General features: G+C 65.0%; 9 protein-coding genes. 4 read left to right on the top strand and 5 right to left on the bottom strand.

Going from position 1 to position 12172, the window contains the following annotated elements:
- Positions 1 to 6: 6 nt before the first annotated feature.
- Together flgK and AC1DWU_RS09050 are read right to left on the bottom strand one after the other, a co-directional pair.
- Entirely contained in the window at positions 7 to 1854 is a 1848-nt protein-coding gene (flgK, locus tag AC1DWU_RS09045; protein ID WP_477149642.1) for a flagellar hook-associated protein FlgK, read from the bottom strand.
- Positions 1855 to 1922: 68 nt separating this feature from the next.
- The gene (locus tag AC1DWU_RS09050; RefSeq protein ID WP_477149643.1) at positions 1923 to 3677 is read right to left on the bottom strand and encodes a flagellar hook protein FlgE; all 1755 of its coding nucleotides are present in this window, start codon (positions 3675 to 3677) and stop codon (positions 1923 to 1925) included.
- A gap of 255 nt (positions 3678 to 3932) precedes the next feature.
- Here AC1DWU_RS09050 and AC1DWU_RS09055 point away from each other — a divergent pair, with 255 nt between their 5' ends.
- Together AC1DWU_RS09055 and AC1DWU_RS09060 are read left to right on the top strand one after the other, a co-directional pair.
- Positions 3933 to 4799 carry an ATPase gene (locus AC1DWU_RS09055; protein ID WP_477149644.1) on the top strand — a complete coding sequence of 289 codons (867 nt, stop codon included), beginning with the start codon at positions 3933 to 3935 and terminating at the stop codon, positions 4797 to 4799.
- Between the two features lie 57 nt (positions 4800 to 4856).
- On the top strand, positions 4857 to 5774 hold the full coding sequence (locus AC1DWU_RS09060) for a homoserine O-succinyltransferase (RefSeq protein ID WP_477149645.1): 918 nt from the start codon (positions 4857 to 4859) through the stop codon (positions 5772 to 5774).
- A gap of 98 nt (positions 5775 to 5872) precedes the next feature.
- Here AC1DWU_RS09060 and AC1DWU_RS09065 read toward each other — a convergent pair whose 3' ends face one another.
- Genes AC1DWU_RS09065 through AC1DWU_RS09075 form a run of 3 tightly spaced genes read right to left on the bottom strand, consistent with a single transcriptional unit; the run spans position 5873 to position 9436 of the window.
- Positions 5873 to 6307, bottom strand: coding sequence for an SRPBCC family protein (locus tag AC1DWU_RS09065; protein WP_477149646.1), 435 nt, complete (start codon positions 6305 to 6307; stop codon positions 5873 to 5875).
- A gap of 22 nt (positions 6308 to 6329) precedes the next feature.
- Positions 6330 to 7490 (bottom strand): hypothetical protein, encoded by a 1161-nt coding sequence (locus AC1DWU_RS09070; protein ID WP_477149647.1) that lies wholly within the window; start codon positions 7488 to 7490, stop codon positions 6330 to 6332.
- The gene (locus AC1DWU_RS09075; RefSeq protein ID WP_477149648.1) at positions 7487 to 9436 is read right to left on the bottom strand and encodes a glycosyltransferase family 2 protein; all 1950 of its coding nucleotides are present in this window, start codon (positions 9434 to 9436) and stop codon (positions 7487 to 7489) included. The genes AC1DWU_RS09070 and AC1DWU_RS09075 overlap by 4 nt, the downstream gene beginning before the upstream one ends.
- A gap of 129 nt (positions 9437 to 9565) precedes the next feature.
- Between AC1DWU_RS09075 and AC1DWU_RS09080 the strand changes: the two genes are divergently transcribed.
- Both AC1DWU_RS09080 and AC1DWU_RS09085 read left to right on the top strand, forming a co-directional pair.
- Entirely contained in the window at positions 9566 to 11020 is a 1455-nt protein-coding gene (locus AC1DWU_RS09080) for a YcjX family GTP-binding protein (protein WP_477149649.1), read from the top strand.
- The gene (locus tag AC1DWU_RS09085; protein WP_477149650.1) at positions 11017 to 12042 is read left to right on the top strand and encodes a YcjF family protein; all 1026 of its coding nucleotides are present in this window, start codon (positions 11017 to 11019) and stop codon (positions 12040 to 12042) included. The genes AC1DWU_RS09080 and AC1DWU_RS09085 overlap by 4 nt, the downstream gene beginning before the upstream one ends.
- The last annotated feature ends 130 nt before the right edge of the window (positions 12043 to 12172 follow it).

The following is a 12172-nucleotide window of genomic DNA, read 5'->3' on the forward strand; positions in this document are numbered from 1 at the left end:
CGCACCTTAGAGCTGCATCAGGGAGTCCATCAGTTCCTGCACTACGCTCATCACGCGCGCATTGGCGGCGAAGGCGTTCTGCAGTTCCATCAGACGTGCCATTTCTTCGTCGACGTCGACGCCGTACTCGCTGTCGAGGCGCTGCGTCAGCGCATCGAGCGTCATCTCCTGCGTCTCGCTGTCCGAGATCGCGGAGGCCGCCGCGTTGCCCTGGTAGTTGATCGTCTGCGAGATGATGTCGGCCACGGTGCCGCCGAGGCGGAAGCTCGCGGTGGTGCCGCTCGATCCCTCGGCGCCGGCAAAGCGCATGCCGTCGAGGTTGGAGACGATCTGGTTCAGCCGGCTCTGGTCGCCGAGCGGCGTGGTGCCGGTATATTGCACCAGCAGCTTGTTATCGTTCACCACCGCCTGGTTGACGCTGATGCGCCCGGCGAAACCGAGCTTCTGTCCGACGCCGTCGAGGCTGTCGGTATAGTCGGCATTGTTGGTGTCGACGAACAGGGAGAAGCCGAGGCCGCCGTTCTGCAGGCCCGTCGCCGTGGTCCGCGTCTGCAGCGACAGCATGTCGGTGGTGCCGGCGGCGCCGTCATCCATCACCCGCAGCATGGTGCCCGATGGGCTGCTGACCGAGAGGCTGGTACCGAGTTTTCCCTGCAGCTGCGCCGCAACCGACGCCGCACCGCCGGAGAAATCGAGCCCGACCACTCGCGCGCCGTTGGCATCGATATAGTCGATCGGCAGCTTCGAGGTGTCGTCGACGCGCAGTACGCGCACGTTCTTTTCGGCGCCACCCTGCAGGTACTTGAAGGTGAACTCGTTGCCGTTGCGGACGTTGGCGAGATCGACCTCGTAGCCATTGGAGGCGCCCGAGGTCACCTGCGTTCCCGTGGTCACGTTGGTCGACATCGCCTTAGCCAGCGAGGAGGCGATCTCATCGAGCTGGTCCTGTGCCTCCACCAGCGACTGGTCGCGCAACTCAATGAGCCCGGCGAGCTCACCGGAGCTGAGAACGTTCTGCTTGACCAGGTCGATCTCGAGCCCGGCCGGGGTCATGATAGTGAGCTTGCCAACGCCGCTGACCGCATCGTTGGGGCTGAAGCGCGAGCTGGCCGACAGCGCACCGGCGCTCTCGTACGAGAATACCGAGGCCTTCACATCGAGGATGCCGACGCCGGAGCGGGTCATCAGCGAGACCGTGCCGTCGCCGCGATAGCTGACGCGCAGATCCATCTGCTGTGACAGGCCTTCGACCAGCCGGTCGCGCTGGTCCAGCAACGTGGCGCGCGAGGTCGGATCGATCCCCTGGTCGGCCAGCCTGAGGTTGACCTTCTCCAGCGATTGCAGCTGGTTGTTGATGGTGTCGACGCTGTTGGAGAGCCGCGACTCGGTCTCCTGCCGCAGAGACTGGATGTCGGAGGTGAGCCGGTTGAGCGTCCCCGCCAGCCCCTCGGCCTTCTGCACCAGGTCGGCGCGGTTGGCGTAGCTGTCCGGGCTGGTGGCAGCCGCCGCCAGCGCGCTCTCGAAGGCGTTGTAGGCGCTATCGACGGAGCCGGTCGTGCCGGGTTTGCCGAACAGCGTCTGCACGCGATCGAGGAAGCTCGCCTTGACGCTGGAGAAGCCGGATTCGCCCGTGGCACGCGTGTAGTGCTGCTGCAGGCTCTGGCTGAAGGTGCGGGTGAGTTGCCCCTCGCGGGCATAGGTGGAATTGACGCCCACCGAGTCGATGATGCTGACCGAACGCCGGTGGTATCCGGGGGTACCGGCATTGGCGACGTTGTTCGACAGCGTGTCGAGCGCGCTTTGCCCGACGCGCATCCCGCTGAGCGCATTGCTGAGGGTAACCGAAAGCCCCATTCCGTCCTACTCCAGCCCCATCCCGAGCCGCCGCGGTTGACCCGCGACAGCTCTGTTCATCCGCCGCCTCAGCGGACCATGTTCAGTGCTTCCTGCAGCATCTGGTCCGCGGTCGAGACGATGCGGGTGCCGGCGGCATAGGCCTGCTGGGTGATGATCAGCTTGGTGAACTCCTCGGAGATGTCGGTGTTCGACGCTTCGAGCGAGGAGCCGATGACGCCGCCATTGTCGAGCAGCGGCTCGCCCGACTCCGAAGTCGCGGCGAACACGCCGCCATCCATGCGCTTCAGTGCATTCGCGGCATTGAAGTTCGCCGTCACCACCTGGGCGACCTCGAGCTGCTGGCCGTTGTTGTAGGAGACGACGACGCGGCCGTTGTCGTTCACCGCGACCGAGACGTACTCACCAGCGGCGTAGCCGTTCTGGTTGAGCGTGGTCACCTCGGCGGTGCCGTTCGGATCGGCGAACTGGGTGAGCCCGTTCGCGCCGTGCTGCAGACGTATGTCGCCAATGGTCACGCCGTTCACCGTGAGCCCCGGCAGGTCGGTGTATTCCACTGCCGGGTTGGGCGAACCGTCGGCGCCGAAGGTGTAGTCGCCGCCCATGCGGGTCCAGGCGGTACCGGAACCGGTGGCTTCCGAGTTGGTGAGGACGAACATGTTCCAGCGCTCAGCGCCGCCATTGGCGGTCGAGTTCACCTTGGCCCAGCGCACCTGCACGTTGGCGGGAGCGCCGTTGCCGGCATAGACCGTGATCGCGCCGCCCGAGATCGACTGGGCGACGAAAGTGTCCGCGTCGTCGGCACTGACGGCGTTGACGCGTGCGGAGAGGGCCGTCGCGGCCGACACGGTCGGATTGATCGTGCCGTTGGCAAGGTTGAAGCCGGTGGTGGAGGTGCCGGTAGTATTGTCGGTGAGGGTGACCGTGTCGCTGGCGTTGGCCGCCGTAACCGTGATCGCACCGGCGGTGTTCCGGGCGAGGGTGACGCCACCCGGCAGCAGGCCCTGAACCGCAGTCAGCATCGCGTCGACATCGGCGTAGGCCGTGATGTCGATGTTGTTGCCGGAGCTGCCGCCGCCGCTGATGAAGTTGATGGTCGTCGCTGCGCCGCCATTGACGGCAACGCTCAGCGAGTCACCGGCTGCGGCGATGGTTGACGGCAAGGCCGTGCCCGTCGTGGTGGCGCCCGAGGTGGTGGCCGGAGTATCCGGCGTGAGCGTCAGGAAGTCCTGCGCCCGCAGCAGCTCGCTGCCGACGGTCTTCGCCGCCTGGTACGCTGCAGTCTTGGGCAGCTGCGGCAGGTTCAGCTCGTAGTTGACGCGCGTGGTCTGCTGCGCCGGCAGGAACGAGTTGGAGACGCGCAGCACCTGCGGCACCGAACCCGAGATGTTCTGCGTCACCGGGTCGATCGGCAGGCCTTTCAGGTAGTAGCCCGAGCCGTTGACCAGGTAGCCGTTCTTGTCGAGCTCGAAGTCGCCGCGCCGGGTGTAATAGCTGGCGCCCGCGAACAGCGCGTCACCGTCCGACTGGCCGATCGGCGGCTCGACGATGAAGAAGCCGTTGCCGTTGATGGCCATGTTGGTTTCGGTCGACGTGCCCTTGACGTCACCCTGCAGGTTGTTGGTCGAGCGCGACTGCGCCAGGACCGAACCGGCGGTCTGCCGCTTCTGCGGTGCGTCGGGGATCAAGTCGACGAAATCGGTGTCGATGCGCTTGAAGCCGGTGGTCTGGCTGTTGGCGATGTTGCCCGAGATGTTCTCGAGCGCGAAGGATTGGGCGCGTAGCCCGGTGACTGCGGTCGAAAGAGCGCCGTAGATGCCCATAGTTTGCTCCATACCCCCATTTGGCGTGCGGACACGCGGGTTCGGGTAAAGCAATGCAAGGGTGATGCCAGATCGGGATACCGTTGAATTTGCTGGGTTTTCTGGCACGCCGGTAACGGGTGCGGCGATAACAAGGCAAAAGAGTCCGAGCTATGCGGCAGGAATTGCCGATAGCGTGAGATCTCGCCGGAGCCCCTGCCCTTGTCCGCTCTGCGCGCATCGTCTAAATCCATGCGCCGAACCGGACCCGCCCCTATGCTGTTCAACTCCGCCGAGGACTTCCTGAGCGCGCCGCGTCACGCCGTGACGGTGTTCGGCATGGCCGGCGTCGGCAAGACCTGGCTGGCGGCGCTGCTGCGCAAGCACCAGTGGTTCCACTACTCGGCCGATTACCGCATCGGCACGCGCTACATGGGCGAGTTCATTGTCGACAACTTCAAGGCCGAGGCCATGAAGGTGCCGTTCCTGCGAGACCTCTTGCGCTCGGACTCGATCAAGATCGACAGCAACATCACCTTCGCCAACCTCGACCCGCTCTCGACCTATCTCGGGCGGCCGGGCGATACGCGCCGTGGCGGCCTGCCGCTCGATGAGTACCAGCGGCGGCAGGAGCAGCACCGGATTGCCGAGATCGCGGCGCTCGAGGATGTGCCCTACTTCATCGAGCGCGCCGATACGCTCTACGGCTACTCGAACTTCATCGCCGACACCGGCGGTTCGCTGATCGAGGTGGTGGACCCGGCCAATGCCGAGGATCCGGTGATCAAGGCGCTGACTTCGAGCACCCTGCTGCTCTACATCCGGGGCACCGAGCACGACACGGCGGAACTGGTCCGCCGCTTCAAGCACAGCCCCAAGCCGATGTACTACCAGCCACATTTCCTCGTCGAGAAGTGGGCCGAGTTCAAGAAGCTCAACAAGGTCATGGACGACGCCGACGTCGATCCGGATGCCTTTGGCGCGTGGGGTTTCGAGGCGCTGCTGAAAGATCGGCTGCCACGCTACCAACTGCTCGCCGACAATTTCGGCTACACCATCGAAGCCAGCGACCTCGCCACGGTGCGCGATGGCGACGAATTCCTCGACCTCGTGGCGGGAGCGATCCGGAAGCGAATGCGATAGCGCCGTCCGCGGCGCCGCTTCAGTTCACCCGATCGCTTACCCATCTAGAGGGACATCATGCCCATTCGTATCCCTGACCACCTGCCTGCGGCCAAGACCCTTGAATCGGAGGGTGTCATGGTCATGGACTCCTCCCGCGCCGCCCGCCAGGACATCCGCCCGCTGCAGATCGGGCTGCTCAACCTTATGCCCAACAAGGAACGCACCGAGACGCAGTTCGCCCGGCTGATCGGCGCGACGCCGCTGCAGGTCGACCTGACGCTGGTGCGAGTGAGCGACCACAAGTCCAAGAACACCTCGGAAGAGTACCTCAAGAGCTTCTATTCCACCTGGGAAGAGGTGCGGGAGAAAAGGTTTGACGGCTTTGTCGTCACCGGCGCGCCGGTCGCCAACATGCCGTTCGAGGAGGTCAAGTACTGGTCCGAAATGCTCGAGATCATGGACTGGACGCAGACCAACGTGCACCACACGATGTTCATCTGCTGGGGCGCCCAGGCGGCGCTGCACCATTTCCACGGGGCGAAGCGCTACCGCATGCCCAGCAAGGCCTTCGGGGTGTTCCGGCACAAACTGGTCGGCCCGCAGACGCCGTGGCTGCATGGTTTCTCGGACAGCCCGATGATCCCGGTCAGCCGCTACAACGACATCGACCGGAACAGCCTTGGCAAAGACCTCGAAGTCCTTATCGACAATGAGGAAATCGGCGTTTGCATGCTGCAGGACAAGGTGCGCCCTGCCCTCTACATGCTGAACCACCTCGAGTACGACAACCGCTCGCTGGCGGACGAGTACGAGCGGGACGTGAAGGCCGGGCTCGATACGCCGCCACCGGTGAACCTGTTCCCCAACGGCGACACCACCGTGGAGCCGGAGAACCGCTGGCGCAGCCATGCGCACCTGCTGTTCCAGAACTGGATCAACGAGATCTACCAGACCACGCCGTACGAGCTCGAGAAGATCGGATTGAACGGATAGAACGATATTCGTTCAATTCGTTCGCGCGAAAACTGAGAGAGACGCCCCCTCCCATCCCCCGTTGAAGAGGGAGGCCGGGAGGGGGGCGTCTGCTGCAGTCAGTGCATCCCCTCGGCCGACTTCTTCAGCCCGTCCAGCATCATCGACCAGTTCTTCTCGAACTCCGCCCTCGTCTTGGCATCTACCTGCGTCTCCTCGCCCTCGTTGAACTGGCTGAGCGTCACCTTGGTGCGCTGGCCGGTTGGTTCCAGCTCATACTTTACCACGTGATAGCTGGGCGGGCGCTTGGCGGAGCCGTCCTTGTCGCTCCAATGGGTGAAGCTGAGTTCCTTGGCCTCGGAAAGGCTCTGGATCTCGCCGCGATCGGTGAAGCTCTTGCCCTGCCACTCGCCCTTGAAGGTGATGGGATGGCCGATCTTCCAGTCGGTGTCGATCGTCGTGCCGGGGAACATGGCGCCCTTCTGCATGGCCTTCCAGACCGTGGCAGCAGGCGCAGCGATGGTGGTGTCGATTTCGACGACGGGCTTGTGCATTTCGTCCTCCTTTGTTGGGAGGTCAAACGCCCGGCCGCAAAGAGAGGTTGCCGACTTCGCCCGGCACGGCGTTGAAAAACGCCGCCTTCCAGAGCGGATCATCCCACAAGCCCGTGACGGTCCAGCTGAGAATGACCGAGACACCCAGCATGACCAGCGCGAAGAGCCGCAGGGGCATCGGCAGGCGCACCACCGCCAGCCACGAGGCGAAGGCCGCCAGGAGCGCCACCGCGGGCACAAAGGCCTGCATCTGCGTGTTGAGGATGACCCGCGCAACCGCGAGATAGACCGGGAGCACGATGACGGCGAGCGCGCTGAACACATGCCGCTTCTCCGGCAGCCTGGGCCAGAAGCAGTAGGCCAGCGGTACCACCATTACCGGCGCAAAGGTGACGAGCGACAACAGGCTGGTGCCGACGTCGCCGAACCGCAGGGTACCGTAGGTGGCGACATAGGGGAGCAGCGCCGCGGCTACATCGAGCCGCGCCTGCGCGATAAAGCCGATTATCCCCACGGCGACGATCAGCGACGGCAGAATGGCTACCAGCAGCATGGCGAAAAACGCGCGGGGATCGCGGCGGCCGTCGGGCTCGGCAAGCGCGGCGCCAAGGGCGAACGGCAGGATCAGCAGCGTCGTGATGGGGCTGGCGAGCAGCAGCAGCGGCATGAGTAGGCCGAGACCGATGGCGGACTGCACGTCTCCAACATCCTCGATGCCACGGATGGCCGGGATCAGCGCCGCGAACGCGAAGTAGAGCGGCAGGCCGCGGCTGGCGGCGGTGGTGACGTAGAGCACGTCGGCATGGAGCCCCAGCGCGACGAGGGTGAGCACCGTGCCGATGACGAACCATCCGTTGGCGCGCATGCGATGATAGAGGATGCCGAACATCAGCCCGGTGGCCGCTGCGGCGGTGAGCGACAGCACGCTCTGCTGCACCTGCGTGTAGGGGATCAACCCGACGATCCGCAGCACCGCGTGCGACAGCCAGCCGCCGGTACGCCAGGCCTCGCCGGCCTGCAACGCGGCGATGTCGCGGCGCAGGAAGCCGTTGTCGATGACGTACTGCGCCAGCCACAGGAAGGCCGAAAGCGCCGTGACGGTCACCGCGACTGTGGACAGCCGCCAGAACTTGACGCGCTTGGGCGGAGCCGTGACGAAGGCGGTGATGTCTGCGAGGCTCATTTGGCCGCCTCGCTCTTGACCTGCTCAAGGGTCTGCTGCGTGACGCTGGACGTGCCGTGCTCGGTCTTTTCCCAGTAGTGGGGATTGAAGATCAGCTGCCAGAAGGCCTTGTAGGCCGCGATCGAGTGCAGCACCCAGTAGAACGGCAGCAGCACGCCCACCGGCACCAGGTCGTAATAGCGGCGCTTCAGCGCGGCGATGACTCCGAAATAGACGAGGAAAAGGTTGCCGATCACCAGGTTGAACAGCGCCATGGTGCCGAACGGCTCGGGGAACAGCCAGCCGAAATCCCAGCTGTTGGTGAACCACACGAGGAAGGTGATCACCCACAGGATCGGCGCCAGCAGCATCGTGAACGGCGGCGCGCCGATAAAGAAGTGGAACGAGAAGAAGCCCTTGGCGCCGATCGACTTCCACAGCTGGATCGGGTGCCTCATGTGCACCAGCCAGGTCTGCATGTAGCCCTTGATCCAGCGCGAGCGCTGCTTGATCCAGCTCGGCAAGACGCCGTTGGCTTCCTCGTAGGTGGTCGAATTGATGACACCGACGGTGTAGCCTTCCTGCGCCAGCCGTACGCCGAGATCAGCATCCTCGGTGACGTTGTAGGGATCCCACGCCCCGACCTTGCGCAGCGCCGAGAGCTTGAAGTGGTTGGAGGTGCCGCCCAGCGGGATCGGCACTTTCAGCCAGTCGAGGCCTGGCAGCAGGAAATCGAACCACTGGCTGTATTCGAGCGTGAACATCCGCGTCAGCCAGTTTTCAGAGCGGTTGAAGTAGTTCAGCCGCCCCTGCACACAGGCGAGATGCGGATCGCCGTTGCGGAACGCCAGCACCGCCTTCTTCAGCTGATCCGGCTCCGGCTGGTCCTCGGCGTCGTAGATGGTGACAAACTCGCCGCGACTGAACTGCAGCGCGTAGTTGCAGGCCTTCGGCTTGGTCTTGGGCTGGCTCGGGGGCACCCGCACGATCTCGAACGTCCCGGGCAGCCGCAGCGCCTTGGCCGCCTCGATGGTCTCGGTGTCGTCTTCCTCGAGAACCAGCTTCACCTCGAGCTTCGAGGCCGGATAATCGAGCCCTTTCAGCGCCTTGGTGAGGAGCGGTAACACCTTCGCTTCTTTGTACATGGGCACCAGTACGGTGTAGACCGGCAGCTCGTTATCCTTCAGCGCAGCGATCGCCTCGGCCGAGATTTCCATGTCAGCCTTGCGCGAGGCGCCGACAAAGGTCAGCACGAACTTGAACGCGAAAGTCAGCGTGTAGATGGTGGTGAAGAACGCCATCAGCGTGACCGCAGTGGCCATCGGCGCGAGCAAAAGGCCCGCCACCAACGCCGCCAGCATGCCCCAAAGCACCAGCTTCTGCGGCCGCGTTACCGTAAACTTGGCCGAGTGCTCGGGCTTCCAGGAGTACAGGGCCTCGCGGGCGAAAAAGCTGTCCCACTCGCGGAACAGCTGCTGCGTCTGCCACAGGATGTCGAACGGCGAAGTGATGACGAAATCGTAGTTGTCGGCGCCGAACCGCTCGTCGCCCCACAGGAAGTGCTCGGTCGAGATTTCGGTGGCGGCGAGGATCAGCCGGCCGTCGATCCGGCGCCACGGCACGATATTGCGCTCGGCATAGTCGGCGCGGTCCTCGACCCGCGTCAGGCTCTCGTCGATCGGCTCCTTCTGCAGATCGACGAACGGCAAGCCGTACACCTCGGCGACCGCCCGGTAGTAGTCGATGGGTCTGACGAACCCGAGCGCGATGATCGTCGAGGCGAGGCTGGAGCCCCACTCCGCCGTCTGCCGCATGGCGATGGCGAGGTCGGTGAGCCGCAGGGTCTTATTTGAAATCAACAGCTTGGCGACATCGAGATGCAGTCGGTCGCCAGCCGTTCGCTCGCGCGGAACACCCAGGAGTTCCGCCGCATCACTCTCGAAGCTACGAGCTACAGCGTAAGCCATGCCCCAGATAAGGCGAACAACAGTGAAGAATCCCCCAACCGTGCGATCACGATTCCTCTAGAGCGCCCAGCGCGGTAGCCTTGCAATCGTGCGGGGACCGCCTACCTTCCCGGCGATCCGGGGACCCTGATGCCGCAATCGCCGACGACCATCACCGACGAGATCGGCATCGCGCTGGGCAACCTCGCCGATGCGGCCGCCGCCCCATTCACGCCGACCTTGCGGCTTGGTGTTACCGGCCTAAGTCGTGCTGGCAAAACGATTTTCATCACTTCGCTGGTCCATAACCTGTTAACCGGCGGGCGGCTGCCGGGGTTTGCGGCGCTGACCGAGGGGCGCTTTATCGGCGCCCGATTGGCCGAGCACCCGGATGCGGGCGTGCCGCGTTTTGCTTACGAGCAGCATCTCGCGGCACTGACCGGCAAGGAGCCGCACTGGCCGGAATCGACGAGGAAGATCAGCCAGTTGCGGCTGACGTTGAAGTTCCAGTCGAAGCGCTGGGTGTCGGGGATGTTCGGACCGACGGTGCTTAATCTCGATATCGTCGACTATCCCGGCGAGTGGCTGCTCGACCTGCCGCTGCTTTCGCTGAGCTTTGCGGAATGGAGCGAGCAGGCACTTAGGCGAGCAGAGCTGCCCCATTCAAAAACCGAGTCCGCTGCATTCCTGAACGAATTACAACAAACGGACAGCTCGAAAGAGGCCACTGACGTCGATGCTGAACGGCTCGCCGTGGCCTTCACGGACTACCTGCGCCGTAGCCGCGAGGACGGACGGGCGCTTAGCACCCTGCCCCCGGGTCGGTTCCTCCTGCCGGGTGACCTCGAGGGTAGCCCGGCGCTGACCTTTGCACCGCTGCCGCCGCCGACAGGGCCGGTGCGCTCGTCGAGCCTCTACGCCATGCTGGAGCGACGATACGAGGCCTACAAGGCGATCGTCGTCCGGCCGTTCTTCCGCGATCACTTCGCCCGGCTGGACCGGCAGGTCGTGCTGGTGGACACGCTACGGGCTCTGAATGCCGGGCCGGCCGCTGTCGCCGATCTCGAAACCGCGCTCACCGATATCCTTGCCTGCTTCCGGCAGGGCGACAACAATCCGATCGTCCGGCTGGTGGCGCGGCGGATCGACCGGATCCTGTTCGCCGCCACCAAGGCCGACCACATCCATTCCTCCAGCCACGACCGGCTCGAAGCGGTGATGAACCGGCTGGTCGCCGATGCGGCACGCAAGGCCCGGTTCGCCGGGGCGGAGACCCGCTCGATGGCCATCGCGGCGATCCGCGCCACCCGCGAGAGCGTCATCGAGGAGGGGGGCGAGCGGCATGAGGTGATCGTTGGGACGCCGCAAAAGGGTGAGGTGCTGGATGGCACCACCTATGACGGCAACACCGAAATCGCCTTGTTTCCCGGGGACTTGCCGGAACATCCGGACTCACTTTTTGAGGACGGCCGGCCGGTTGCGCTCAAGTTCATGCGGTTCCAACCACCGCAGCGGCTGGACAAGAATGCCGAGGGCAACGTCGTGCTGCCGCATATCCGCTTCGACCGGGCGCTCGACTACCTGATCGGGGACTGGCTGAAATGAAACCGCCTTTTGCCCGCACGGTCTCCACCAGTGGCGCGGCCGCCGACGAACCGCGCCGCCCTCGGGCGTTCGAGCCGGCGCAGGCTGTCGCGCTGCCCGAGAGCATCGAGCCGATCACCGATATCGACGTGCCGCTGGACGACACGGCGCGGCCGCCGCGCCTGCTCAGCTGGGTCGGGCGGGTGGCATGGACCGCCGGCGGCATCCTGGTGTCGCTGGCGCTGGGGCTGGCGGCGGAGCGGCTGGTCGCCGACCTGTTCGCCACGCAGCCATGGCTCGGCTGGGTCGGACTGGCTGTGCTGGCGGCGCTGGTGATCGCGCTGGTGGTGATTATTATTCGCGAGGTCGCATCGCTGATGCGGCTGAGGGCGCTGGACCGGCTGCGCCATGCAGCGATCGCGGCGCTGGCCAGCGATCGCAATAAGGACGGCGCGGCGATCACCCGCGAGTTGCTCGAGATATACGCCCGCCGGCCCGATTTGGCCCGTCCACGGGACGAGCTCGAGAGCAATGCCCATCACATCTTCGACGGCGCCGAGCATGTGCGGCTGGGTGAGCGGCTGCTGATGGCGCCGCTCGATGCCCGGGCACGGGCGCTGACGGCGGCCTCGGCGCGGCGCGTGGCGCTGGTCACCGCGGTCTCGCCGCGGGCGCTGATCGACATTGCCTTCGTGATCTTCGAGAGCGTCCGGCTGGGCGGCGACATCGCCCGGCTCTATGGGGCGCGGCCGGGGTTCATCGGGACGTGGCGGCTGATCGGGGCCATTCTCGCGCACCTGGCGGTGACGGGTGGGCTGGTGCTCACTGATGGCGTGGTCGAGCAGCTGCTGGGCCAGGGATTGGCCTCGAAGCTCTCGGCGCGGCTCGGCGAGGGCGTGGTCAACGGGCTGATGACGGTGCGCGTCGGCATCGCGGCGATGCGCGTGGTGCGGCCGCTGCCGTTCGAGGTGGTGAAGCAGCCGATGGTGAAGGACTTCATCCCGGAGCTGGCGAACGTGCTCAATGCGGAGAAGAAGGGGTAGCCTCCTGGCCTTCTCCCCTTGTGGGAGAAGGTGCCCGACTGAGAGATCCGGGCCACCTGCGCATTGTCGGATTTCTCCAATCTCTCCCCGGCCCCCGTCGCTAGAACTGACGACATCACCCGGCCTCGCG

The sequence above is a fragment of the Devosia sp. P2_G7 genome (assembly GCF_056403495.1).